This is a genomic window from Escherichia sp. 93.0816, assembly GCF_013368855.2.
In the GTDB taxonomy this organism is placed as follows: domain Bacteria; phylum Pseudomonadota; class Gammaproteobacteria; order Enterobacterales; family Enterobacteriaceae; genus Escherichia; species Escherichia ruysiae.
In genome coordinates this window covers 280,285-306,186 of the sequence record NZ_JABWNC020000003.1, presented here as the reverse complement: position 1 = coordinate 306,186, position 25,902 = coordinate 280,285, and the positions used below count along the sequence as shown (strand labels likewise).

Annotated in this window: 25 protein-coding genes and 3 pseudogenes; 18 read left to right on the top strand and 10 right to left on the bottom strand. The window is 49.5% G+C overall.

Annotated elements, in window-relative coordinates:
• Window positions 1-8: 8 nt before the first annotated feature.
• Both djlC and HEM79_RS06075 read right to left on the bottom strand, forming a co-directional pair.
• A complete protein-coding gene (djlC, locus tag HEM79_RS06080) occupies window positions 9-1,460 on the bottom strand; it encodes a co-chaperone DjlC (protein ID WP_176242972.1) in 1,452 nt (483 codons plus the stop codon).
• Window positions 1,457-2,164, bottom strand: a complete 708-nt coding sequence (locus HEM79_RS06075; protein ID WP_105284734.1) for a DUF1266 domain-containing protein — start codon at window positions 2,162-2,164, stop codon at window positions 1,457-1,459. Before HEM79_RS06075 ends, djlC begins: the two co-directional genes overlap by 4 nt.
• A 101-nt stretch (window positions 2,165-2,265) precedes the next feature.
• Between HEM79_RS06075 and HEM79_RS06070 the strand changes: the two genes are divergently transcribed.
• Window positions 2,266-2,820: a tetratricopeptide repeat protein gene (locus HEM79_RS06070; RefSeq protein WP_016159093.1), complete on the top strand. Its 555-nt coding sequence runs from the start codon at window positions 2,266-2,268 to the stop codon at window positions 2,818-2,820.
• Window positions 2,821-2,829: 9 nt separating this feature from the next.
• On the opposite strand, the pseudogene HEM79_RS06065 reads toward HEM79_RS06070, so the two are convergent.
• A pseudogene (locus tag HEM79_RS06065) lies at window positions 2,830-3,099 on the bottom strand (J domain-containing protein); the annotation flags it as partial.
• 4 nt (window positions 3,100-3,103) lie between these two features.
• On the opposite strand from HEM79_RS06065, the pseudogene HEM79_RS06060 reads away from it, so the two are divergent.
• Window positions 3,104-3,349, top strand: a pseudogene (locus HEM79_RS06060) (tetratricopeptide repeat protein); the annotation flags it as partial.
• A 74-nt stretch (window positions 3,350-3,423) separates the two neighbouring features.
• On the opposite strand, the gene HEM79_RS06055 reads toward HEM79_RS06060, so the two are convergent.
• Entirely contained in the window at window positions 3,424-3,906 is a 483-nt protein-coding gene (locus HEM79_RS06055; RefSeq protein ID WP_001044880.1) for a zinc ribbon-containing protein, read from the bottom strand.
• 234 nt (window positions 3,907-4,140) lie between these two features.
• Here HEM79_RS06055 and leuS point away from each other — a divergent pair, with 234 nt between their 5' ends.
• The 14 genes from leuS (at window position 4,141) to lipA (ending at window position 18,662) form a co-directional block, all read left to right on the top strand.
• On the top strand, window positions 4,141-6,723 hold the full coding sequence (leuS, locus tag HEM79_RS06050) for a leucine--tRNA ligase (protein ID WP_176242973.1): 2,583 nt from the start codon (window positions 4,141-4,143) through the stop codon (window positions 6,721-6,723).
• A gap of 14 nt (window positions 6,724-6,737) precedes the next feature.
• Window positions 6,738-7,316, top strand: a complete 579-nt coding sequence (gene lptE, locus HEM79_RS06045) for an LPS assembly lipoprotein LptE (RefSeq protein WP_001269666.1) — start codon at window positions 6,738-6,740, stop codon at window positions 7,314-7,316.
• Window positions 7,316-8,347 (top strand): DNA polymerase III subunit delta, encoded by a 1,032-nt coding sequence (holA, locus tag HEM79_RS06040; RefSeq protein ID WP_016159099.1) that lies wholly within the window; start codon window positions 7,316-7,318, stop codon window positions 8,345-8,347. The genes lptE and holA overlap by 1 nt, the downstream gene beginning before the upstream one ends.
• A 1-nt stretch (window position 8,348) precedes the next feature.
• Complete coding sequence (nadD, locus tag HEM79_RS06035; RefSeq protein ID WP_024191079.1) at window positions 8,349-8,990, top strand: nicotinate-nucleotide adenylyltransferase; 642 nt, start codon at window positions 8,349-8,351, stop codon at window positions 8,988-8,990.
• Between the two features lie 23 nt (window positions 8,991-9,013).
• Window positions 9,014-9,625, top strand: a complete 612-nt coding sequence (locus HEM79_RS06030) for an adenosylcobalamin/alpha-ribazole phosphatase (RefSeq protein ID WP_105286574.1) — start codon at window positions 9,014-9,016, stop codon at window positions 9,623-9,625.
• 259 nt (window positions 9,626-9,884) lie between these two features.
• Complete coding sequence (rsfS, locus tag HEM79_RS06025; protein WP_001161665.1) at window positions 9,885-10,202, top strand: ribosome silencing factor; 318 nt, start codon at window positions 9,885-9,887, stop codon at window positions 10,200-10,202.
• A gap of 3 nt (window positions 10,203-10,205) precedes the next feature.
• Window positions 10,206-10,673 (top strand): 23S rRNA (pseudouridine(1915)-N(3))-methyltransferase RlmH, encoded by a 468-nt coding sequence (rlmH, locus tag HEM79_RS06020; protein ID WP_000776104.1) that lies wholly within the window; start codon window positions 10,206-10,208, stop codon window positions 10,671-10,673.
• Window positions 10,674-10,703: 30 nt separating this feature from the next.
• Window positions 10,704-12,605 carry a peptidoglycan DD-transpeptidase MrdA gene (gene mrdA / locus HEM79_RS06015; protein WP_000776182.1) on the top strand — a complete coding sequence of 634 codons (1,902 nt, stop codon included), beginning with the start codon at window positions 10,704-10,706 and terminating at the stop codon, window positions 12,603-12,605.
• 2 nt (window positions 12,606-12,607) lie between these two features.
• Window positions 12,608-13,720, top strand: coding sequence for a peptidoglycan glycosyltransferase MrdB (gene mrdB, locus HEM79_RS06010; RefSeq protein WP_000131717.1), 1,113 nt, complete (start codon window positions 12,608-12,610; stop codon window positions 13,718-13,720).
• Between the two features lie 10 nt (window positions 13,721-13,730).
• Window positions 13,731-14,819 (top strand): endolytic peptidoglycan transglycosylase RlpA, encoded by a 1,089-nt coding sequence (rlpA, locus tag HEM79_RS06005; protein ID WP_016159101.1) that lies wholly within the window; start codon window positions 13,731-13,733, stop codon window positions 14,817-14,819.
• A gap of 139 nt (window positions 14,820-14,958) precedes the next feature.
• Complete coding sequence (dacA, locus tag HEM79_RS06000) at window positions 14,959-16,170, top strand: D-alanyl-D-alanine carboxypeptidase DacA (protein ID WP_001092444.1); 1,212 nt, start codon at window positions 14,959-14,961, stop codon at window positions 16,168-16,170.
• 108 nt (window positions 16,171-16,278) lie between these two features.
• Window positions 16,279-16,542: a DUF493 family protein YbeD gene (gene ybeD / locus HEM79_RS05995; RefSeq protein ID WP_176242974.1), complete on the top strand. Its 264-nt coding sequence runs from the start codon at window positions 16,279-16,281 to the stop codon at window positions 16,540-16,542.
• A gap of 101 nt (window positions 16,543-16,643) precedes the next feature.
• Window positions 16,644-17,285: a lipoyl(octanoyl) transferase LipB gene (gene lipB, locus HEM79_RS05990; RefSeq protein ID WP_000284038.1), complete on the top strand. Its 642-nt coding sequence runs from the start codon at window positions 16,644-16,646 to the stop codon at window positions 17,283-17,285.
• Window positions 17,286-17,696: 411 nt separating this feature from the next.
• Entirely contained in the window at window positions 17,697-18,662 is a 966-nt protein-coding gene (gene lipA, locus HEM79_RS05985; protein WP_038355248.1) for a lipoyl synthase, read from the top strand.
• 98 nt (window positions 18,663-18,760) lie between these two features.
• On the opposite strand, the gene tatE is transcribed toward lipA, so the two are convergent.
• Both tatE and HEM79_RS05975 read right to left on the bottom strand, forming a co-directional pair.
• Window positions 18,761-18,964 carry a twin-arginine translocase subunit TatE gene (gene tatE, locus HEM79_RS05980; protein ID WP_000503931.1) on the bottom strand — a complete coding sequence of 68 codons (204 nt, stop codon included), beginning with the start codon at window positions 18,962-18,964 and terminating at the stop codon, window positions 18,761-18,763.
• Window positions 18,965-19,092: 128 nt separating this feature from the next.
• Entirely contained in the window at window positions 19,093-19,881 is a 789-nt protein-coding gene (locus tag HEM79_RS05975; RefSeq protein WP_176242975.1) for a deaminated glutathione amidase, read from the bottom strand.
• A 92-nt stretch (window positions 19,882-19,973) separates the two neighbouring features.
• On the opposite strand from HEM79_RS05975, the gene crcB reads away from it, so the two are divergent.
• Entirely contained in the window at window positions 19,974-20,357 is a 384-nt protein-coding gene (gene crcB, locus HEM79_RS05970; RefSeq protein ID WP_000939749.1) for a fluoride efflux transporter CrcB, read from the top strand.
• Between the two features lie 53 nt (window positions 20,358-20,410).
• On the opposite strand, the gene cspE is transcribed toward crcB, so the two are convergent.
• Window positions 20,411-20,620 (bottom strand): transcription antiterminator/RNA stability regulator CspE, encoded by a 210-nt coding sequence (gene cspE, locus HEM79_RS05965; RefSeq protein WP_000034825.1) that lies wholly within the window; start codon window positions 20,618-20,620, stop codon window positions 20,411-20,413.
• 146 nt (window positions 20,621-20,766) lie between these two features.
• Window positions 20,767-21,233 (bottom strand): annotated as a pseudogene (gene pagP / locus HEM79_RS05960) (lipid IV(A) palmitoyltransferase PagP).
• Between the two features lie 564 nt (window positions 21,234-21,797).
• Between pagP and dcuC the strand changes: the two are divergent.
• Window positions 21,798-23,183: an anaerobic C4-dicarboxylate transporter DcuC gene (gene dcuC, locus HEM79_RS05955; RefSeq protein ID WP_000955045.1), complete on the top strand. Its 1,386-nt coding sequence runs from the start codon at window positions 21,798-21,800 to the stop codon at window positions 23,181-23,183.
• Window positions 23,184-23,221: 38 nt separating this feature from the next.
• Here the strand turns inward: dcuC and dpiA are convergent, their stop codons facing one another.
• Both dpiA and dpiB read right to left on the bottom strand, forming a co-directional pair.
• Entirely contained in the window at window positions 23,222-23,902 is a 681-nt protein-coding gene (gene dpiA, locus HEM79_RS05950; protein ID WP_000126492.1) for a two-component response regulator DpiA, read from the bottom strand.
• Window positions 23,871-25,529, bottom strand: coding sequence for a sensor histidine kinase DpiB (gene dpiB / locus HEM79_RS05945; RefSeq protein ID WP_021550414.1), 1,659 nt, complete (start codon window positions 25,527-25,529; stop codon window positions 23,871-23,873). Before dpiB ends, dpiA begins: the two co-directional genes overlap by 32 nt.
• Window positions 25,530-25,902: the final 373 nt, after the last annotated feature.

The following is a 25,902-nucleotide window of genomic DNA, read 5'->3' as shown; positions in this document are numbered from 1 at the left end:
CATCTTATCTAACTAAACAACATCGCAATTTTGCCGAGTGCATAACCTATCACCAGCACCGTTAAGCTGATTTTGATAATGCTGGAAATGCTCTGTGGTTTTTCAACCTCATCATTCTTCTCTTCATGTGCTTCAGGTGTTGGCTCATCGACATCTTCATCCACCGGCTCAAGCTTCACTTTCGTCAACAGCATCCGGGTGATAATGGCCTCTAATGGATGGGCATCTCCGCGTTCCAGCCTCGCATTCAGGCGAGCCAGCATCTCTTGTTTCGGAAACGCTTCCAGCACAACCTGTTCCGCCACCCGATACAGATCCAGTAATGGTGAATCTTGCTCTGTCTCACTACCTACTCTCGATTTCCACCACGCCCATGCTTTGCGCTTATAAAACAGCGACTCGATAAATGATTGACCCAACGGCGATAATTTACCGCTATGTAAAATTTGCGCCCACAAAAGCCGCGTCAGGGCGCTCTCGCCTGGAACATATTTCAGCGGCTTACCTTGCGCATCAACCATGCTCTGCGCTTCGATAACCATCACTAACAGCGCGAAATAATCCGGGCAATGTTGCTGGCTCCACTGCAACAACAAATTATCGGCTTGTGTAGATGGGTAACTCTCCCGGTATGCACAGAGATCGGCAAGCAGGCTTTCCCCCTCGCCGCAGTACAACCGTTGTGCACAGTGGTAATAACGGGCATCTTCGCTTTCTGGTTCTTCCGCTTGCCACTGTTGGGCTACAGGAATGAGTTCCGCCATACCTGTTTGCATCGAGCTGTACCAGCGCAACAGTTTGCGATGTAACTTTGCATCATCAGGAATGAACCACGGACCTTCCATCGCTAAAAACGCAGTCACATAGTCAGGATGGTAACGACAGCAGCGTTCCAGCGCGAAGTAATACTCAACAGTCTGGTTCTGTAACGCGACGGGATATTCCAGAAGGCTGAGAAAATCGAAACAATCCCCAGCCTGAATAGCCTCAAGAAAAGCCTCCCGTTCTTCCTCGACCATTCCTTCGCTATCATTAAACGAATGCCAGTTCAAACGCTCTGCCAGCAAAGAAGCGCAATTTAATGAAAGGTATCGCGCTTCTATGGCGATTGCACACAGCGGCCAGCGTAATTGATCGACATCCTCCATGTTCCAGGTATTTAATTGCTGAATAAATTTCTGCCAGGCGGAGGGCTGAAAACGATCACTTTCTGAATCCAGTAATGTCCTGAATGCACGTAGTATTTCATGTTCAGCGGCGGCATCTTTATCTTCATTATCTGCTTCCTCGACAGGATTTACCGCCAGTCGCAGCGCCTCTTCATAGGCCTGGCGTAATGCTTTAAACTCCTGCGGATCGGTTTCGGGGTGACACAACGGTAAGCGAGCAAGATAAGCCTGACGGATAATCTCTGTTTGCGTCGTGCTTTCAATTTCGAGAATTTGCCAACATGTTTTCATAGGTCGCTCACATCCTTAAGCGTTGCCGGACATTCTGGTTGGACAGTTAACGGCTGCCAGGGAAGCGTGGCATAGAAACGATCGCTTCCTGCCACCAGCTCTTCAAACATCCGGCTCCCGGCGCTATCGTATTTGTACAGGGTTAGCGCCTCGCGTAGCGAAGCGTTGTCTTCACACTGAGAGGATTGCCAGTAGAGACGTCCTAACGAATAGGCAGAAAAATAGTGCATCCAGCTGTGATAGTAATGGTGAGCTCGTACATAAATGCGCGATTGCAGCCATAAACTCTCGTCTTCTGTCAGCCACTTGTTGAGCACACCGACGCGCGATAAAAAGCCCATGCGAACATAATCCCAGGCTTTGATTCCTGCCTCCCCACAACACAGGGCAGTTTCGGCAACAAATTGGGTATAAATCAACCCGCGTTCGGAGCCGCCAGCAATTAATGTTTTCCACTCATCAGGGGAAGAACGATGCCATGCCAGATATAAACCAGCTAAATTATTTGCGTGACCATCATCAGTCATTTGGTAAATAGTCTGAATTAAATCATCACGATTATTTATTCCCCAGGATGATGAGAGATCAAATTCTTTTATTCCGGTATACATTTTTGGCGAGTCATGTGCGGGCTTGCATCCCTGATTAAGAATTTCCATTGGCGTAGAAAGCGCAAATAGAAGGTGTTGTTCTTCCTTATCCATTTATTAACAATCCTTTAAGTACATTAACTGACTACTTTTTTATTAATGATGAGTATAAACTTGACGCTTTCAAAATAAAAAGAAAATCGAAGCATTGATAAATGAACAAAAAAATATATTTTATATTCGCAATATTTATAGTTGCGGCAATCACTTGTATTAGCCAACCTAAGAAAACGACCTTGCGCGATAAAGCTATGGCGAATTATGTCTTTGATTATTTAAGCGCACCGGGCAGTCTTCCGTTTACCACGGCAGCAACAGAGCTTTCCGCCATTCATGGTCACTCGACGTCACAATATAGCCTTGGCGGATTTTATCTTCATGGCAGCAATGGTAAGCCTCTGGATTACACGATGGCGAGATACTGGTATGAGCAATCGGCAGAACAGGAAAATCCGCGCGCGCAGAGCAAACTAGGTTGGATCTACCTGAAAGGATTGGGTGTAAAGCCCGATAGTCGAATGGCAATCCAGTGGTATAAACAAGCTGCGGAAAAAGGATATGCCCATGCTCAATACACTTTGGGTTTGATCTACAGAAACGGCACTGGAATTAACATCAACAATTATGAAGCACGCAAATGGCTGAAACTGGCGGCGGATCAACATTATAAAAATGCGGAAAGATTACTGGCTGAACTTCCCGCACATTAAGGTTGAGTTTCAACCCAGTAGATGGAGTATTTTCCCTATCAAACCGGCAAAGATAAAAATGTAGAAAATAATTTTGATGACGCCCAGGCAGCCCGATCCACCATTGTCAACGGGCACTGGCTTCGATTTCGGCTCTGGCTCGATGGTTTGTTGACCGGCAAAATTCGCTGACTGAATTAATAATCGCCGAATAATTAATGCTTCCAGCGGACAACGATCTTCTGCATCAAGACGGCTCAAGAGCGGCATTAATGATTCTTCCGTAGTTGGTTCGCCAGCACCAGGCGAAGGGGTAGAGCAGAACTATCAGCAAGCGATGTACTGGTATCTGAAAGCTGCCTTTGAATGGTTTACGAAAGCCGCTGAATGCAATGATGCCACCGCCTGGTATAACCTGGCTATTATGTACCATTATGGCGAAGGAAGACCTGCCGATCTCCGACAGGCTCTCGACTTATACCGTAAGATTCAGTCATCCGGTACAAGAGATGTCAATCAAGAAATCCGTGAGGTTGAAGATTTACTGTAGAGATAAAAACAAATAAGGGCCGGACGATTTTCATTCGACCCCAATTATCTTTATTGCTGTGCGAAATCAGACTATTACGGCTCGAACGGGCGTCTCTGGAACTGGTCATGACCGCATTTCGGGCATAGCGTCAGCACTTCCGGCGTGTAGATTGGGAGATGGAAGTGACATTTCTCGCAGACCAGATTCCCCAGCCCTACCACTTCTCCGCTGTGATAAACCCCGTGATGGTTGAGATCCTGGAAAACTTCGCGCCATTCAAGCTGCGTTTTATCGGTGATGTCTGCCAGTTCCTGCCAGAGACTTTCTTTAATCACCCGCATAAAAACACTGTCAGACTCTTCTTTCAGGCTCTCTTCATAGCTCATGGCGAACTCTTCCAGGTCACGCCTGACAGCTCGCGTCAACTCATCGACCTCGGTTCGCGTTAACTCCCCTGTTTTTATTACGCGCTCACGCGCCTGTTCCACCAGTGCGTCGATATCACGTTCGCCATTGCGCAGGCGTTCGCTCAGTGACGCGACCAGTTCACGGTAATATTGAGCAACCTTGTTCATCGTTTCATCTCCCGGGTCGTTAACTGACTATAATAATAGACGTTCTTTGTTCCTTGCTTTGCTAATACGCCCACAAACTCTGTAAATTAATGTATGAATAATCCGGGCATCATTTCAACGTCGAGTGCGCGAAAGGCTGTTTTGACGCGGACGTTTGGGCTATGCTATGCGGATCTGAAAAACCACCTCAACGCTACATTTGTAGCCGTATTGAAAACAGGACCACTGGCTGCCATGCAAGAGCAATACCGCCCGGAAGAGATAGAATCCAAAGTACAGCTTCACTGGGATGAGAAGCGCACATTTGAAGTAACCGAAGACGAGAGCAAAGAGAAGTATTACTGCCTGTCTATGCTTCCCTATCCTTCTGGTCGACTACACATGGGCCACGTACGTAACTACACCATCGGTGACGTGATCGCCCGCTACCAGCGTATGCTGGGCAAAAACGTCCTGCAGCCGATCGGCTGGGACGCGTTTGGTCTGCCTGCGGAAGGCGCGGCGGTGAAAAACAACACCGCACCGGCACCGTGGACATACGACAACATCGCGTATATGAAAAACCAGCTCAAAATGCTGGGCTTTGGTTATGACTGGAGCCGCGAACTGGCGACCTGTACGCCGGAATACTACCGTTGGGAACAGAAATTCTTCACCGAGCTGTATAAAAAAGGCCTGGTATATAAGAAGACTTCTGCGGTCAACTGGTGTCCGAACGACCAGACCGTACTGGCTAACGAACAGGTTATTGACGGCTGCTGCTGGCGCTGCGATACCAAAGTTGAACGTAAAGAGATCCCGCAGTGGTTTATCAAAATCACCGCTTACGCTGACGAACTGCTCAACGATCTGGATAAACTGGATCACTGGCCAGACACCGTTAAAACCATGCAGCGTAACTGGATCGGTCGTTCCGAAGGCGTGGAAATCACTTTCAACGTTAACGACTATGACAACACGCTGACCGTTTACACTACCCGCCCGGACACCTTTATGGGTTGTACTTATCTGGCGGTAGCGGCGGGTCACCCGCTGGCGCAGAAAGCGGCAGAAAATAATCCTGAACTGGCGGCTTTCGTTGACGAATGTCGTAACACCAAAGTTGCTGAAGCTGAAATGGCAACGATGGAGAAAAAAGGTGTCGATACTGGCTTTAAAGCGGTTCACCCATTAACTGGCGAAGAAATTCCGGTTTGGGCAGCAAACTTCGTATTGATGGAGTACGGCACAGGCGCAGTCATGGCGGTTCCGGGCCACGACCAGCGCGACTACGAGTTTGCCTCTAAATACGGCCTGAACATCAAGCCGGTTATCCTGGCGGCTGACGGTTCTGAACCGGATCTCTCCCAGCAGGCGCTGACGGAAAAAGGCGTGCTGTTCAACTCTGGCGAGTTCAACGGTCTTGACCATGAAGCGGCCTTTAACGCCATTGCCGACAAACTGACGGCAATGGGTGTTGGCGAGCGTAAAGTAAACTATCGCCTGCGCGACTGGGGTGTTTCCCGTCAACGTTACTGGGGCGCGCCGATTCCGATGGTGACGCTGGAAGACGGTACGGTGATGCCTACCCCGGACGACCAACTGCCGGTGATCCTGCCGGAAGATGTGGTAATGGACGGTATTACCAGCCCGATCAAAGCAGATCCTGAGTGGGCAAAAACCACCGTTAACGGTATGCCGGCGCTGCGTGAAACCGATACTTTCGACACCTTTATGGAGTCCTCCTGGTACTATGCGCGCTACACTTGCCCAGAGTACAAAGAGGGTATGCTGGATTCCGAAGCGGCTAACTACTGGCTGCCGGTGGATATCTATATTGGTGGTATCGAACACGCCATCATGCACCTGCTTTACTTCCGCTTCTTCCACAAACTGATGCGTGATGCAGGCATGGTGAACTCTGACGAACCAGCGAAACAGCTGCTGTGTCAGGGTATGGTGCTGGCAGACGCCTTCTACTATGTAGGCGAAAACGGCGAACGTAACTGGGTTTCCCCGGTTGATGCTATCGTTGAGCGCGACGAGAAAGGCCGTATCGTGAAAGCGAAAGACGCGGCAGGCCATGAACTGGTGTATACCGGCATGAGCAAAATGTCCAAGTCGAAGAACAACGGTATCGACCCACAGGTGATGGTTGAACGTTACGGCGCGGACACCGTTCGTCTGTTTATGATGTTCGCTTCTCCGGCGGATATGACTCTCGAATGGCAAGAGTCCGGCGTTGAAGGGGCTAACCGCTTCCTGAAACGTGTCTGGAAACTGGTTTACGAGCACACTGCGAAAGGTGATGTTGCGGCGCTGAACGTTGATGCACTGACTGAAGATCAGAAAGCTCTGCGTCGTGATGTTCATAAAACTATCGCTAAAGTGACCGATGATATCGGTCGTCGTCAGACCTTCAACACCGCAATTGCGGCGATTATGGAGCTGATGAATAAACTGGCGAAAGCGCCGACCGATGGCGAGCAGGATCGCGCGCTGATGCAGGAAGCCCTGCTGGCCGTTGTCCGTATGCTTAACCCGTTCACGCCGCACATCTGCTTCACGCTGTGGCAGGAACTGAAAGGCGAAGGCGATATCGACAACGCGCCGTGGCCGGTTGCAGACGAGAAAGCGATGGTGGAAGACTCCACGCTGGTGGTGGTGCAGGTTAACGGTAAAGTCCGTGCCAAAATCACCGTTCCGGTAGATGCAACGGAAGAACAGGTTCGCGAACGTGCTGGCCAGGAACATCTGGTAGCAAAATATCTTGATGGCGTTACCGTGCGTAAAGTGATTTACGTACCGGGTAAACTCCTCAATCTGGTCGTTGGCTAAGCGCGGGAGGAAGCGTGCGATATCTGGCAACATTGTTGTTATCTCTGGCGGTGTTAATCACCGCCGGGTGTGGCTGGCATCTGCGTGATACCACGCAGGTTCCTTCCACTATGAAGGTCATGATCCTGGACTCAGGCGACCCGAACGGGCCGTTAAGCCGTGCGGTGCGTAATCAGTTACGTCTGAACGGTGTCGAGTTGCTTGATAAAGAAACCACGCGTAAGGACGTTCCATCCCTGCGTTTGGGCGCTGTATCAATCTCCCAGGATACCGCTTCAGTTTTCCGTAATGGTCAAACTGCTGAATATCAAATGGTGATGACCGTCAGCGCGTCGGTATTGATCCCTGGCCGTGACATCTACCCGATTAGCGCCAAAGTCTTCCGTTCGTTCTTCGATAACCCGCAAATGGCGTTAGCGAAAGATAATGAGCAAGGCATGATCATTCAAGAGATGTACGACCGTGCTGCCGAACAGCTGATTCGTAAGCTGCCAAGCATTCGCGCTGCGGATATCCGTTCCGACGAAGATACGTCGAAAACAACGGATACTGCAGCAACGCCTGCACGCGTCTCAACCACACTGGGTAACTGATGATTCGGTTGTACCCGGAACAACTCCGCGCGCAGCTCAATGAAGGGCTGCGCGCGGCGTATCTTTTGCTTGGTAACGATCCTCTGTTGTTGCAGGAAAGCCAGGACGCTGTTCGTCAGGTGGCTGCAACACAAGGATTTGCAGAACACCATACTTTTTCCATTGATCCCAACACCGACTGGAATGCGATATTTTCGCTATGCCAGGCCATGAGTCTGTTCGCCAGTCGACAAACGCTATTGCTGCTGTTACCAGAAAACGGACCAAATGCGGCGATCAATGAACAACTTCTGACACTGACCGGACTGCTGCATGACGATTTGCTGTTGATCGTGCGCGGCAATAAATTAAGCAAAGCGCAGGAAAATGCTGCCTGGTTTACTGCTCTTGCTAATCGAAGCGTGCAGGTAACCTGTCAGACACCGGAGCAGGCTCAGCTTCCTCGCTGGGTTGCTGCGCGTGCAAAACAGCTCAACTTAGAGCTGGATGACGCTGCAAATCAGATGCTCTGCTATTGTTATGAAGGTAACCTGCTGGCGCTGGCACAAGCACTGGAGCGTTTATCGCTTCTCTGGCCGGACGGCAAACTGACATTACCGCGCGTTGAGCAGGCAGTGAATGATGCCGCGCATTTCACCCCTTTTCATTGGGTTGATGCTTTGTTGATGGGCAAAAGCAAGCGCGCATTGCACATTCTTCAGCAACTGCGTCTGGAAGGCAGCGAGCCGGTTATTTTGTTGCGCACATTACAACGTGAACTGTTGTTACTGGTTAATTTGAAACGTCAGTCTGCCCATATGCCGCTACGCGCGTTATTTGATAAGCATCGCGTTTGGCAGAACCGGCGGGGCATGATGGGCGAAGCATTAAATCGCTTAAGCCAGCCGCAGTTACGTCAGGCCGTGCAACTTTTGACACGAACGGAACTCACCCTCAAACAAGATTACGGCCAGTCGGTGTGGGCAGATCTGGAGGGATTATCTCTTCTGTTGTGCCATAAACCACTGGCCGACGTATTTATCGATGGTTGATATGAAATCTTTACAGGCTCTGTTTGGCGGCACCTTCGATCCGGTGCACTATGGTCATCTTAAACCCGTGGAAACGCTGGCGAATCTGATTGGCCTGACGCGAGTGACTATTATCCCTAACAATGTTCCTCCGCATCGTCCACAGCCGGAAGCAAACAGCGCGCAGCGAAAACATATGCTTGAACTGGCTATTGCCGATAAACCACTGTTTACCCTTGATGAACGTGAGTTAAAACGCAATGCCCCCTCTTACACTGCGCAAACACTCAAAGAGTGGCGACAGGAACAAGGCGCCGATGTGCCACTGGCGTTTATTATTGGTCAGGATTCACTGCTGACTTTTCCCACCTGGTACGAATACGAAACGATCCTCGACAATGCGCATTTAATTGTCTGTCGGCGTCCTGGCTACCCGCTTGAAATGGCGCAACCACAATACCAGCAGTGGCTGGAAGATCATTTGACGCATAATCCGGAAGATCTGCACCTTCAATCTGCCGGTAAAATTTACCTCGCTGAAACGCCGTGGTTTAACATCTCGGCGACCATCATCCGCGAACGCTTGCAAAACGGCGAATCATGTGAAGATTTGTTGCCGGAATCGGTATTGACCTACATTAACCAACAAGGCTTGTATCGCTGATAGCTGTCATCACGGAGGGAATGATGCGACTGTGGTTAATTCGTCACGGCGAAACGCAGGCAAATGTCGATGGATTGTACAGCGGTCATGCGCCGACGCCACTGACTGCACGCGGTATAGAGCAAGCGCAAAGCCTGCATACCCTGTTGCGTGATGTTCCCTTCGATATGGTTTTATGTAGTGAACTGGAACGCGCGCAGCATACCGCGCGGCTGGTTCTCAGTGACCGCCAGCTCCCTGTACAAACCGTCCCTGAGCTTAATGAAATGTTTTTTGGTGACTGGGAGATGCGGCATCACCGCGATTTGATGCAAGAAGATGCCGAAAACTATAACGCATGGTGCAATGACTGGCAGCATACCGTCCCAACTAACGGTGAAGGTTTTCAAGCGTTTTCGCAGCGGGTAGAAAGGTTTATTGCCAGATTTGTTGAATATCAGCACGACAAAAATATATTAGTCGTCAGCCATCAGGGCGTGTTGAGTCTGTTAATTGCCCGCTTACTTGGTATGCCAGCCGGGGCGATGTGGCATTTTCGTGTAGACCAGGGCTGCTGGAGCGCCATTGAAATCAATGACGCATTCGCAACTCTACGTGTCCTCAATAGCCGTGCTATATGGCACAGGGATGCATGACTTTTCTGTTTTTTTGCATGTAAGGTGCAGCGCCCATTGACAGCCCCGGACAGGCTGATATTCTCCGCAGCCAGACTTTTTCCGCTAAACACGACTTTGTAGAAATTGTTTTACAAAAATGGCGATGCAATCTGCGGCGCGGGGTGGGATGATAGCCCACTTTCGAAAGCCGATTCGGCGACAATTGTCCCGAAATCGCCTCTGGTTCAGGTATACTGACAAACCGTTTTTATCTTTTTAATTCACCCAGGGGGAAAACTTGCAGGGTAAAGCACTCCAGGATTTTGTTATCGACAAAATTGATGACCTCAAAGGTCAGGACATCATCGCCTTAGACGTTCAGGGCAAATCCAGCATCACCGACTGCATGATCATCTGTACGGGTACGTCCAGCCGTCATGTTATGTCCATTGCTGACCACGTTGTTCAGGAGTCTCGTGCTGCTGGTCTATTGCCGCTCGGCGTAGAAGGTGAAAACAGCGCCGACTGGATTGTCGTTGATTTGGGCGAAGTTATTGTCCATGTCATGCAGGAAGAGAGCCGTCGCCTGTATGAACTGGAAAAACTCTGGAGTTAATGTGTGAAGCTGCAACTTGTGGCCGTGGGAACGAAAATGCCGGACTGGGTACAAACCGGTTTTACTGAGTACCTGCGTCGTTTTCCGAAAGATATGCCTTTTGAGCTGATTGAAATTCCGGCTGGAAAACGCGGCAAGAACGCGGACATCAAGCGCATACTCGACAAAGAGGGTGAGCAGATGCTGGCAGCCGCAGGCAAAAACCGCATTGTCACCCTCGACATTCCAGGCAAGCCCTGGGACACACCGCAGTTAGCCGCTGAACTGGAACGATGGAAGCTTGATGGCCGCGACGTCAGCCTGCTTATTGGCGGGCCTGAAGGGTTATCACCTGCCTGTAAAGCAGCGGCAGAACAAAGCTGGTCGCTTTCCGCGCTGACCCTCCCCCATCCGCTGGTTCGCGTACTGGTCGCAGAGAGTCTGTACCGGGCGTGGAGCATTACCACCAACCATCCTTATCATCGTGAGTGATAAGAAAGCTTTGAGTAGAAAACGCAGCGGATGAAACTACAGAACTCTTTTCGCGACTATACGGCAGAGTCCGCACTGTTTGTGCGCCGGGCGCTGGTCGCCTTTTTGGGAATTTTGCTGCTGACCGGCGTGCTTATCGCCAACCTGTATAATCTGCAAATTGTTCGTTTTACCGATTATCAGACCCGTTCTAATGAAAACCGCATCAAACTGGTGCCTATAGCCCCCAGTCGCGGCATTATCTACGACCGTAACGGCATCCCTCTGGCACTCAACCGCACTATCTATCAGATAGAGATGATGCCGGAGAAAGTCGATAACGTGCAGCAAACGCTGGATGCCCTGCGCAGCGTCGTCGATCTGACCGATGATGATATCGCTGCATTCAGAAAAGAGCGCGCACGTTCACACCGTTTCACCTCGATTCCAGTGAAAACTAACCTGACCGAAGTACAGGTGGCGCGCTTTGCCGTCAATCAGTACCGTTTTCCCGGGGTGGAAGTTAAAGGCTATAAACGCCGTTACTATCCTTACGGTTCGGCGTTGACCCACGTCATCGGCTATGTGTCGAAAATCAACGATAAAGACGTCGAACGCCTGAATAATGACGGCAAACTAGCCAACTATGCGGCAACGCATGATATCGGTAAGCTGGGAATTGAGCGTTACTATGAAGATGTGCTGCACGGTCAAACCGGTTATGAAGAGGTTGAAGTTAACAACCGTGGTCGCGTCATCCGCCAGTTAAAAGAAGTACCGCCGCAAGCCGGACACGATATTTACCTGACGATAGATCTCAAACTCCAGCAGTATATTGAAACACTGCTGGCAGGCAGCCGCGCGGCTGTAGTAGTCACCGATCCGCGCACGGGCGGTGTGCTGGCGCTGGTTTCCACGCCAAGCTATGACCCAAACTTGTTTGTTGACGGTATCTCCAGCAAAGATTATTCCGCATTGCTGAACGACCCGAACACACCGCTGGTAAACCGCGCCACGCAAGGGGTTTATCCACCGGCGTCTACGGTTAAACCTTATGTGGCAGTTTCAGCATTAAGTGCGGGGGTGATCACTCGCAATACTACGCTGTTTGACCCAGGCTGGTGGCAGCTGCCTGGTTCGGAAAAACGTTACCGTGACTGGAAAAAATGGGGCCATGGTCGCCTGAATGTCACAAGATCGCTGGAAGAATCTGCAGACACCTTCTTCTACCAGGTGGCCTACGATATGGGGATCGATCGCCTTTCCGAATGGATGGGTAAATTCGGTTATGGCCATTACACCGGTATCGATCTTGCAGAAGAACGTTCCGGTAACATGCCTACCCGCGAATGGAAACAAAAACGCTTTAAAAAACCGTGGTATCAGGGTGACACCATTCCGGTCGGTATCGGTCAGGGTTACTGGACAGCGACCCCAATCCAGATGAGTAAGGCACTGATGATCCTGATTAATGACGGTGTCGTGAAGGTTCCGCATTTGCTGATGAGTACCGCCGAAGACGGCAAACAGGTGCCATGGGTACAACCGCATGAACCGCCAGTCGGCGATATTCATTCCGGTTACTGGGAGCTGGCGAAAGACGGTATGTACGGGGTTGCTAACCGCCCTAACGGTACGGCACATAAATACTTTGCCAGCGCACCGTACAAAATTGCGGCGAAATCGGGTACAGCTCAGGTCTTCGGTCTGAAAGCGAACGAAACCTATAATGCGCACAAAATTGCTGAGCGTCTGCGTGACCACAAATTGATGACCGCCTTTGCGCCGTATAACAATCCACAAGTGGCTGTCGCCATGATTCTGGAGAACGGCGGCGCAGGCCCGGCGGTCGGTACGCTGATGCGCCAGATCCTCGACCACATTATGCTGGGCGATAACAACACCGATCTGCCTGCGGAAAACCCAGCGGTTACCGCAGCGGAGGACCATTAATCATGACGGATAATCCGAATAAAAAAACATTCTGGGATAAAGTCCATCTTGATCCCACGATGCTGCTGATTTTACTGGCATTGCTGGTCTACAGTGCTCTGGTAATCTGGAGTGCCAGCGGCCAGGATATCGGCATGATGGAGCGTAAAATCGGTCAGATCGCAATGGGTCTGGTCATTATGGTCGTAATGGCGCAAATCCCTCCGCGCGTTTATGAGGGATGGGCGCCCTATCTCTATATCATCTGTATTATTTTGCTGGTGGCGGTAGATGCCTTTGGTGCCATCTCTAAAGGTGCTCAACGCTGGCTGGATCTCGGTATCGTCCGTTTTCAGCCGTCGGAAATTGCCAAAATAGCCGTACCGCTGATGGTGGCGCGCTTTATCAACCGCGACGTTTGTCCGCCGTCGTTAAAAAATACCGCTATCGCGCTGGTGCTGATATTTATGCCCACGCTGCTGGTCGCAGCGCAGCCTGATCTGGGGACATCAATTCTCGTTGCGCTTTCCGGTCTGTTCGTACTGTTCCTCTCTGGCCTTAGCTGGCGCCTGATCGGCGTTGCAGTGGTGCTGGTAGCAGCGTTCATTCCGATTCTGTGGTTCTTCCTGATGCATGATTACCAACGCCAGCGCGTAATGATGCTCCTCGACCCGGAATCAGACCCTCTTGGCGCGGGTTATCACATTATTCAGTCTAAAATAGCTATTGGCTCCGGCGGATTACGCGGCAAAGGCTGGCTGCATGGTACTCAGTCACAGCTTGAATTTCTGCCCGAACGCCATACCGACTTTATCTTCGCGGTACTGGCAGAAGAGCTGGGATTAGTGGGTATTTTGATTCTGCTCGCTCTCTATATTCTGCTGATCATGCGCGGACTGTGGATAGCCGCCAGAGCACAAACCACCTTTGGTCGCGTCATGGCTGGCGGCTTAATGCTGATATTATTCGTTTATGTCTTCGTAAATATTGGTATGGTAAGCGGTATTCTGCCGGTTGTAGGGGTTCCGCTCCCACTGGTCAGTTATGGAGGATCGGCGCTTATAGTGCTGATGGCTGGGTTCGGGATTGTGATGTCAATCCACACCCACAGGAAAATGTTGTCGAAAAGCGTGTAAGAGGTGCGCAATGCGTAAGCAGTGGCTCGGGATCTGCATCGCGGCAGGAATGCTCGCGGCATGTACAAGCGATGATGGTCAGCAACAGACGGTAAGTGTACCGCAGCCTGCGGTATGTAACGGCCCAATAGTTGAGATTGGCGGGGCAGAACCGCGTTTCGAACCACTGAACGCGACAGCGAATCAGGATTACCAGCGCGATGGCAAAAGCTACAAAATCGTGCAGGATCCATCACGCTTTAGTCAGGCTGGCCTGGCTGCTATTTATGATGCCGAACCGGGCAGCAATCTGACGGCCTCAGGTGAAGCATTCGATCCGATGCAGCTAACAGCGGCACACCCGACGCTGCCGATCCCCAGCTACGCGCGAATCACTAACCTGGCTAACGGTCGGATGATTGTGGTGCGCATTAACGATCGTGGTCCCTACGGCAACGACCGCGTAATTTCACTTTCGCGCGCGGCAGCCGACCGTCTTAACACCTCGAACAACACCAAAGTTCGCATCGACCCGATTATCGTCGCCCAGGATGGTTCACTTTCTGGCCCAGGTATGGCTTGTACTACTGTCGCCAAACAGACTTATGCCCTGCCTGCACCACCCGACTTAAGCGGCGGCGCGGGAACAAGCTCAGGGTCTGGCCCGCAGGGTGACATTCTTCCGGTCAGTAATGCGACGCTAAAAAGTGAAGATCCAACCGGCGCGCCGGTAACCAGCAGCGGTTTTCTCGGCGCACCAACGACCTTAGCACCTGGTGTACTGGAGGGCAGCGAACCGACGCCGGCACCGCAGCCAGTGGTCACAGCTCCGGCTTCAACGCCTGCAACAACACCAGCAATGGTGACACCGCAAGCAGCTTCGCAAAATGTCAGCGGTAACTTTATGGTGCAAGTCGGTGCTGTCAGCGATCAGGCGCGCGCTCAACAGTATCAACAGCAGTTAGGACAGAAGTTCGGCGTCCCCGGTCGTGTGACCCAAAACGGCGCAGTCTGGCGGATCCAGCTTGGCCCATTTGCCAGCAAAGCCGAAGCCAGTAGCTTGCAGCAACGTTTACAAACCGAAGCCCAATTACAGTCATTTATTACCACCGCGCAGTAGCGTAAAGCAGGCAACTGAAGTGTCAATTTCTGTAAATGACGTTAACAAAGTCACGCGGAAAGTCAGATGCCTGCCGGTAGTGCATTTGCTATAGTAGGGCACTTTTTTTAATTCCATCACGGATGTCGTAGTTCAGACCATGAATACCATTTCTTCCGCTCGTATCATGAAGCGCCTGGCGCTCACCACGGCTCTTTGCACAGCCTTTATCTCTGCTGCACATGCCGATGACCTGAATATCAAAACTATGATCCCGGGTGTACCGCAGATCGACGCGGAGTCCTACATCCTGATCGACTATAACTCCGGCAAAGTTCTCGCCGAGCAAAATGCAGATGTCCGCCGCGATCCTGCCAGTCTGACCAAAATGATGACCAGCTACGTTATCGGTCAGGCAATGAAAGCGGGTAAATTTAAAGAAACTGATTTAGTGACCATCGGCAATGACGCCTGGGCGACCGGTAACCCGGTGTTTAAAGGTTCTTCGCTGATGTTCCTCAAACCTGGTATGCAAGTGCCGGTTTCACAGCTTATCCGTGGTATTAACCTGCAATCCGGCAACGATGCTTGTGTTGCTATGGCAGACTTTGCCGCCGGTAGTCAGGATGCTTTTGTTGGCCTGATGAACAGCTACGTTAACGCGCTGGGTCTGAAAAATACCCACTTCCAGACCGTGCACGGTCTCGACGCTGACGGCCAGTACAGCTCTGCACGTGATATGGCGCTGATCGGCCAGGCACTGATTCGTGATGTGCCAAATGAATACTCTATCTATAAAGAGAAAGAGTTCACCTTTAACGGTATTCGTCAGCTCAACCGTAACGGCCTGCTGTGGGATAACAGCCTGAATGTCGACGGTATCAAAACCGGCCATACTGACAAGGCAGGTTACAACCTTGTTGCTTCCGCGACAGAGGGTCAGATGCGTCTGATCTCCGCAGTCATGGGCGGACGTACTTTCAAAGGCCGTGAAGCTGAAAGTAAAAAACTGCTGACCTGGGGCTTCCGTTTCTTCGAAACCGTTAACCCGCTGAAAGTAGGCAAAGAGTTCGCCTCTGAACCGGTTTGGTTTGGTGATTCTGACCGTGCTTCGTTAGGTGTTGATAAAGACGTTTACCTGACCATTCCACGTGGCCGCATGAAAGACCTGAAAGCCAGCTACGTGCTGAACAGCAGTGAGCTTCATGCGCCGCTGCAAAAGAATCAGGTCGTCGGTACTATTAACTTCCAGCTTGACGGTAAAACCATTGAACAACGTCCGTTGGTGGTGTTACAGGAAATTCCGGAAGGTAACTTCTTCGGTAAAATCATTGATTACATTAAATTAATGTTTCATCACTGGTTTGGTTAAAAATTAAACACTTGAAAGTGTAATTTCCGCCCCCATATACTAAGCATCAGTAAAAACTCCCGCCTTCTGGCGGGAGTTGCTATTTAATTACGTTACGCCGGAGCTGACATGAAAACCAAACTTAACGAACTGCTTGAATTCCCTACTCCTTTTACCTACAAAGTAATGGGGCAGGCGTTACCTGAGCTGGTTGATCAGGTGGTTGAAGTGGTACAGCGCCATGCGCCAGGTGACTACACCCCAACGGTAAAACCAAGCAGCAAAGGCAACTACCACTCGGTATCTATCACTATCACCGCCACTCATATCGAGCAGGTTGAAACACTGTATGAAGAACTGGGCAAAATCGATATTGTCCGCATGGTTCTGTAACTCGCTTTACCATTACCCGGCCTCCTGGTCGGGTAACTCCCCTCCCTCCTCTGTGATATACTTTTTCTCCACTTTTACTCATTCTCCACGGAGATGCCGTTTTGTATCAGGATAAAATTCTTGTCCGCCAGCTCGGTCTTCAGCCTTACGAGCCAATTTCCCAGGCTATGCATGAATTCACCGATACCCGCGATGAAAATACCCTTGATGAGATCTGGCTGGTCGAGCACTATCCGGTATTCACTCAGGGACAAGCAGGAAAAGCGGAGCATATCTTAATGCCGGGCGATATTCCGGTGATCCAGAGCGACCGTGGCGGTCAGGTGACTTATCACGGCCCAGGTCAGCAGGTAATGTACGTTCTGTTTAATCTTAAACGCCGCAAACTGGGTGTGCGTGAGCTGGTGACCTTACTCGAACAAACGGTAGTGAATACCCTGGCTGAACTGGATATTGATGCACATCCTCGTGCCGATGCTCCGGGTGTCTATGTCGGGGAAAAGAAAATTTGCTCGCTCGGCTTACGTATTCGGCGCGGTTGTTCATTCCACGGCCTGGCATTAAACGTCAATATGGATCTTTCGCCATTTTTACGTATTAACCCTTGTGGTTATGCGGGAATGGAAATGGCTAAAATATCGCAATGGAGACCTGATGCGACAACCGATAATGTTGCACCACGGTTGCTGAGAAATATTTTAGCACTGCTAAATAATCCTGCCGTAGAATATATACCTGCTTAACGACGCTCATAAATGACCCAACTTGCACTGGGTCATTACTCATGCCCACATTTATGTCCTCTTTAACCGTTGCTGGCCTCTGGAGAGATAGCTCTTTTCAGCATTAAATGAGGAGCAAATGGATTTTGCTGCCTATTACAACAAATTCATCCGGCGTGCCCCAGACTTCATGAATGATTGATGTTACCGATAACGCCATTTGAAAAAATTATTGTTACAGCCAGATCACAGAGATAAACGACAAAATGGCACAAACCAACAACAATTTTACATTTTCGCGACCGCTTTGGCTGCTTTCTGGACCGTTTCAATGATATACTGCCAGTCGTTAATTCAAAAATAGTTGATAATTACAACAATCTATTGAGTTGAACGCTTTCCTTCGTAATTCGCAACTGGAACACGCACGCTATGAGTAAACCCATTGTGATGGAACGCGGTGTTAAATACCGCGATGCCGATAAGATGGCTCTTATCCCGGTTAAAAACGTGGCAACAGAGCGCGAAGCCCTGCTGCGCAAGCCGGAATGGATGAAAATCAAGCTTCCTGCAGACTCTACACGTATCCAGGGCATCAAAGCCGCAATGCGCAAAAATGGCCTGCATTCTGTCTGCGAGGAAGCCTCCTGCCCTAACCTGGCAGAATGCTTCAACCACGGTACAGCAACGTTTATGATCCTCGGCGCTATTTGTACCCGCCGTTGTCCGTTCTGTGACGTTGCCCACGGTCGCCCGGTAGCTCCGGATGCCAATGAGCCGGTGAAACTGGCGCAGACCATTGCCGATATGGCGCTGCGTTATGTGGTTATCACCTCCGTTGACCGTGACGACCTGCGCGATGGCGGTGCCCAGCACTTTGCGGATTGCATTACTGCCATTCGGGAAAAAAGCCCGGAAATCAAAATTGAAACTCTGGTGCCGGATTTCCGTGGTCGTATGGATCGCGCGCTGGATATTCTGACCACCACGCCGCCAGACGTGTTCAACCACAACCTGGAAAACGTGCCACGTATTTACCGTCAGGTACGTCCGGGCGCGGATTACAACTGGTCGCTGAAACTATTAGAACGCTTTAAAGAAGCTCATCCGGAAATCCCGACCAAATCTGGTTTAATGGTGGGTCTGGGCGAAACCAATGAAGAAATTATTGAAGTGATGCGCGATCTGCGTCGTCATGGTGTGACCATGTTAACGCTGGGGCAATATTTGCAGCCAAGCCGCCATCACCTGCCGGTTCAACGTTACGTTAGCCCGGATGAGTTCGACGAAATGAAAGCCGAGGCACTGGCGATGGGCTTTACCCATGCTGCATGTGGCCCGTTTGTCCGTTCTTCCTACCACGCCGATTTGCAGGCGAAAGGGATGGAAGTTAAGTAATCCTGTAATAATTACTTACATCTGTCTGATAAAAACCCGCTATCTGAAGCGGGTTTTTTTATCGAACAAGATATTGAGGGAGCGTCCTGCTCGCCACGTCACTCTTTATGAGAGAGCTTTTCAGCCTGAAGATCAACGTCTGCGCCTTTCTTCGCCGCAGCATCGTCATCATTCATCGCTTTCTTGAATCCTTTGATAGCCGCTCCAAGGTCTCCGCCCAGCGTACGTAACTTCTTAGTCCCAAACAGCAGAACGACCAGTGCCGCAACTACCAGCAGTTTGGTAATACTAATCTCACCCATAGATACCTTCTTGACATAAAACCGGCAACAGAACGCGCCTTAAAAACCAGAGAATATTAACGGTCATTCGACGCGCGCACACAATAGCAATCTGTAACAAGGTGAATCAAGCGCCGAATAAAAAAACATCATAATAATTGCGGTGGCGCAAACCGTCGGTTGTTTAAGACGGGGAGTTGTGCACGAACCTGACGCACGCGTTCAGGTGTCACTTCCGCCATGATTAAGGCCGGCATTTCTGCCGCCGCCGCAATGGTGACGCCAAAGGGATCGATAATCCGGCTTTGCCCGATATTTTTGTTCCCGCACTCCCCTGCCGCCACCATATAACAGGTGGTATCCAGAGCACGAGCGGCAAGCAACGTTGACCAGTGATGCTCTTTGAGCGGTCCGCGAACCCAGGCTGCCGGAAGGACCAGGATTTCTGCTCCCTGTATGGCCTGTGCCAACGCCAGCTCCGGAAAGCGTAAGTCATAGCAGGTCATCAGCCCAACTTTCATGCCTTCGACCTCCAGTAACGGGGCTATTTCATTACCCGCATCAACATGACGCGACTCCTGAATGGAGAACGCATCATAAAGATGCAATTTGGCATAACGAGCGACAATTTTTCCCGCCTGAAGAACCACCAGCATATTCCATGCGCGCCCCGGCGCAGAGGGAACATGAATCGTCAGAATCGTCGTCATCATGTTACGTTTACTTTCCCGCAATAAACGCCCGATAAATTGGCCTTCCAGCAGCTGCGCTGATTTAACAGATAGATCCGGATCATGATCGTCTCGCGCCAGCAAGGCTTCCGGCAGGACAAACAACGAGACGTCGTTTTCCGCCGCCTGCGCCATCAACGAGGCGCAAATTTCAGCGTTCTTTTCCCACACGGATGTAACAGCAAACTGTCCTGCGGCAACCAGCATTACCACCTCCTGTCAGAGTCGTAAAATTCGCCAACGACGATTATTCGGCGTTACACTTATCACTCATACAAATCAAATAGCAGGATTTTGCAGTGTTACAACTCCTTTTAGCAGTTTTTATTGGCGGTGGTACGGGAAGCGTGGCGAGATGGCTGTTAAGTATGCGATTTAACCCGCTGCATCAGGCGATTCCTTTGGGAACACTGACAGCAAACCTGATCGGCGCATTCATCATAGGTATGGGATTTGCCTGGTTCAGTCGGATGACAAACATTGATCCAGTGTGGAAAGTGTTAATCACCACCGGATTTTGTGGCGGGTTGACAACCTTCTCAACATTTTCAGCAGAAGTGGTGTTTTTATTGCAGGAAGGGCGTTTTGGCTGGGCATTACTGAACGTCTTCGTAAACCTGTTAGGTTCTTTTGCCATGACAGCACTGGCTTTCTGGTTGTTTTCAGCATCAACTGCACACTAAAGACCAAAAAAAACCCGCTGATTAAGCGGGTTTTGAATTCTTGCTGACGTATCTTACAGAGCGATTACGTTTGCAGCAGAAGGGCCTTTGGCACCGTTAGTGATTTCGAACTCTACGCGCTGACCTTCAGCAAGAGTTTTAAAACCATTAGTCTGGATTGCAGAGAAGTGTACGAACACATCTTTGCTGCCGTCTTCCGGAGTAATGAAACCGAATCCTTTGGACTCATTAAACCACTTAACGTTACCTTTAATCTTAGACATCAAAATTACCTTTACATGAAAAATAGACACAAATGCTGTGTCGGTTACCAGTACACCAATTGTGGTACGCTTTGTCCAGTGCAACTTTGCTAAAAAGTGATAAAAGTCGCGTTATTTTTGGTGATACTTGCCTTACACTATGATTTTTAAGGGTTTTGCAAAAACATAACTTGTCTAAAACTGAAACGCATCCAGGCAAAGTAAACATTGCCATTGTCGCAGGTGCCAGGAATACAGGTCATCTGAAAAGTAGCCAGCCCATAGCCTACAGAAACCAATGGCAGTAACACCGGGACAGGTATGTCGTTCCCGTTAGCACGCGCCGTTACGTACAAACCGTACCCGTTACCTTTCTCATCTCAACGCAACTGAGCCAAACCGCTACCCCACGATTTTTCGTTATAGCGATCGTTTTTTCTTTGTCGTAAGCGAAAAGTGAATACCGGGTGATGGCGGGAATATACAATTCATAATGTTCTGGCTGCTGCCAGGTTTTACCGAGACTCTATCTAAATGTGGTAATCCATAGCTCCGTGCCAGCAGAAACTTCGCCAACACGGATTAGCGCAATAAAAACAAGAGGAATTACGGCAATACATTTACTTGCGCCCATTAGTGACCATAAAATATTTATCAAAAATCCACTATCAGCATAGCTAAACTAAAATAAGCAAACCTTAATTACTCCAACCTAAAGAACAAACTTAATATTTAATAGCGTTATAAAAGAAAATATCATCAAATTATTTCGGAGACTTAATCGGTATTTTCCTTTCATATAGCCGCTTAATCAAAAATTTTCGTCCTGACATGGTTCGCAACCAACAAAAAATCTTATTTTTTAATCACATGCAATAATAACCCAGCAAGCCAATATCCATTACACTACCAGCACGCGTATAAAGAAAGTCATTTTCTACGTAAAAAACAATCCTCCACCAAAACAATTAACAAAACCGCATCAATTACTTATCAATTAGCACACATAATCATATTAATAAATACCAGTCATAAAAATGCATTTTGTTATTCAGGTATAAAAAACAAAAACACCAATGTCTTAATGGTAGCTTTTCTTGATTTTAATCAGCATTCGCCCCCCATTTATTCGGCATATTTTCTCTTTAGTCTTAGGAATTTGTTATTATTTATCTTGGAGTCTGGAACAGGAAAAATTATGCTGACATTCATTGAGCTCCTTATTGGAGTTATGGTTATTGTGGGTGTAGCTCGCTACATCATTAAAGGGTATTCCGCCACCGGGGTATTATTTGCAGGTGGTCTGTTATTGCTGATTATCAGTGCCATTATGGGGCACAAAGTTTTACCTGCCAGCCAGACTTCAACGGGCTACAGTGCCACGGATATCGTTGAATACATTAAAATATTGCTGATGAGTCGCGGTGGCGACCTTGGCATGATGATTATGATGCTGTGTGGTTTTGCCGCTTATATGACCCATATCGGCGCAAATGATATGGTCGTCAAGCTGGCGTCAAAACCGCTACAGTACATAAATTCCCCTTACCTGCTGATGATTGCCGCCTATTTTGTTGCCTGCCTGATGTCACTGGCAGTTTCCTCCGCAACGGGCCTGGGCGTTTTACTGATGGCAACGTTGTTCCCGGTCATGGTGAACGTGGGTATTAGTCGCGGCGCGGCAGCTGCCATTTGCGCCTCACCGGCGGCGATTATTCTCGCACCAACTTCCGGTGATGTGGTGCTGGCGGCGCAGGCTTCCGAAATGCCGTTAATTGACTTCGCCTTCAAAACGACGCTGCCTATCTCAATTGCCGCAATTATTGGCATGGCGATTGCCCATTTTTTCTGGCAGCGTTATCTGGATAAAAAAGAGCACATCTCTCATGAAATGTTAGATGTCAGCGAAATCACTACCACCGCTCCCGCGTTTTACGCCATTCTGCCGTTCACACCGATCATTGGCGTGCTATTTTTTGACGGCAAATGGGGTCCGCAATTGCACATCATCACCATTCTGGTGATATGTATGCTGATTGCCTCCGTTCTGGAATTTATTCGCAGCTTTAATACTCAAAAAGTCTTTTCTGGCCTCGAAGTGGCTTATCGCGGCATGGCTGATGCCTTCGCTAACGTGGTAATGCTATTAGTTGCTGCGGGGGTATTTGCCCAGGGACTTAGCACCATCGGTTTTATCCAGAGCCTGATCTCAATCGCTACTTCGTTTGGTTCAGCGAGCATTATCCTCATGCTGGTGCTGGTTATTCTGACGATGCTGGCGGCGGTGACTACGGGTTCCGGCAATGCGCCATTCTATGCATTCGTTGAGATGATCCCGAAACTGGCGCACTCTTCTGGTATTAACCCGGCATACCTGACTATTCCAATGCTACAGGCGTCAAACCTGGGTCGCACGATTTCGCCTGTCTCTGGCGTGGTGGTTGCGGTTGCCGGGATGGCAAAAATTTCGCCTTTTGAAGTGGTTAAACGCACCTCGGTGCCGGTGCTTGTTGGGCTGGTGATTGTCATCGTGGCTACAGAGTTGATTGTACCCGGTACAGCCGCCGCAGTTACAGGTAAGTAATTCTCCTTGCCGGAGGCGTGCTTCCTCCGGCACTCTCTTCAGCCACTGTGGTAAATGCGCTGCGGCCTGCCAACTTTGCCGTGAACAATTTCAGCAATAATAAGATGGCGGCTGGCGCAATATTCAAGATAACGTCTGGCGGTAGTGCGACTGATGGTCAATGCCTGCGCTACCGTCTCCGCCGTATGTTGCACACCTGGCTCTTTGAAAAGTTTCCGCACTGCGTTAAGTGTCAACGCATCAATACCAGTCGGAAGATCGTCCTTCGGTTCGCCACGCGCATAAGCGTTAAACATCTCATCAATTTGCTTCTGACTGGCACTATCAATGCTTTCCAGCATATGTTTACGCTGGCGAAAACGGGTCAACGTCTGTCCCAGGCGCTCATAAGCAATTGGTTTTATCAGATAATCAAACACACCACAGCGTACTGCTTCAGACACCGTTTCCATATCGCTGGCAGCAGTAGTAAACACCACGTCACCAGGATAATGCGCTTGCACCAGTTCATGCAGTAAATTAATTCCCCTACCGTCAGGGAGATAGTTATCCAGCAAGATAAGCCCCGGCTTAAAACGCTCGATCATCATTCGGGCCTGCGCCAGGTTTCCCGCCAGCAATATCTGACTGAATCCGGGAATGTGACGAATATATTCCGCATGCATCTCTGCCAGCGGCGTTTCGTCCTCAACGATCAATAGAGTTAATGGAGCTGTCATTAGGTTTCACTTTCGGAATATAGATTGAAAATAAAGTACCGCAGGGGTCATTCTCTTCAAGAGTGATAACGCCACCGCAGCGCGTTACATAGCTGGCAATAAGATACAACCCAATGCCATGCTCACCGGGTTCATCAGCACGCGTACTGACGCCCTGCTCAAATATTTTGTCGCGCAGAGCCTCTGGGACGCCGCAACCCTGATCGGCGACTTCAATCACCACATCATCGCCTTCATCACTCAAATATAATTCGACGATCTTATTCCCTTCATCGCTGCGCAAACTGGCTTCGAAGGCGTTATCGAGTAAGTTGCCCACAATCGCCGCAAACTCAGTGCTGTCCAGCCCTGGCGGCAGTTGAGAAAGCTGGCTACCGGGGACGATTGTCATTTTTAGCCCCAGTTCGCGGGCGCGCTGTACTTTACCAAACAACAGCCCCGCCACCTGGCGATCGGCAAAGGCTTCGCGCAGGCTGTCAATAAGCTGTTGCTGAGCCTGAGACTCCCCCTGAACCATCGCCAGCACGCGATCATACTCTTTCATCTGCAACAGACCATTGAGCGTAGACATCCAATTGAGATGTTCATGACGCAATGTGCGCAGGCTTTCGACATATTGTTTAATTTGCGTCAGTTGTGCGTTAAGGGTGGAAATTTCGTCTTTACTACGAAAGCTGATAATTGCCCCCAGCAAATCATCACCAGAACGAATAGCCTCCCGATTAGCAATGACGCTCAGGCCGTTAAAATTTGTCACCACATCCTGGCGTTTTTCATCAATCTGCTCGGTGAAGAAATCGGCGGGTCTGACCACCTCTGCAATGGGTCTGCCCAGCCACTGCCGCCCCGGGGAACTCAGCCCCAGCATTTTTCTTGCGTTACGGTTGATGGCGGTTATGTCACCGTGCGGGTCTACTGCAATCAGCCCTTCATAAACCGAACTAAACAGCGCCTCCTGCTGACGAACAACGCGCGCAATTTGCTTCGGTTCCATCCCCATCATCTGGCGGCGGATATGTGCGGCTAAGAACCACGACAACAGCATCAGAATACCCAGCAGCACGACAAATACGCCGGCCATTGGTAATAAAAATTCGGCACGCCAGCTATCAATTTTACTGACAAGGTAACCCACCGACACCACGCCGATGACTTTGCCATCATCATCAAAGATTGGTGTTTTGGCACGCATCGCCATACCAATTGACCCTTTCCCGGTGATGAAGTAGCTCTCCCCTTTCTCCAGCGCGCCGGGTTTGGTGAACTGCATGGGATAACCAATTTTCTCGGGATTAGGATGATAAAGGCGGATCGAGTTACGGTCACCTATCACCACGTAGTCAAAATCAGTATCTCTTTGCAATTTATTGGCGATGGTCGCCAGCCGTTTGTAATTACGCGCTTTAACTGCCGTGATGATGCTGTCATTGGAGGCAATAATTTTCGCCTGATTCATTGCCATATCGCGCACATGAAGCGTTAAATAGTCCTCAAAACTGGCCGTGAAATATTGTGCCAGTGCTGCAATGACAAATATTGAGAACACCAGAATCAGCAGGAAGATACGCAACGGAAATGCCAGTCGTTCGAAAAAAGCAAACTGTTTATTCTCATTAAACTGCAACATTGTTTTCCTTGCGGGGTAAACCCTGTCTTTTGGTGAATGTAATTAAAATGTTGAATCTCGATATATAAAAATCAAATATGATCGTGGCAAAATTCATTCATTAAATCAATTAAATAACTTAAAACCATGCACTAATCCGCAATTACATTAATTAAAAAACTTAAAACCATTAAATAAATAAAAAACCACTAACTCTATGTGAAATAAATCAAAATTTCACGCCGCAATACTCCTTAGGATGTATGGCAAAAGGAGAAACAGATATACCTCGCTCGCTGCCCTTTCTCCCAACTGAAAATAAAAGGTTACCAACTTGCAACACTGAATAACATTCATTGCAAATTGATAACAACACATACCTTCAGGATATGAC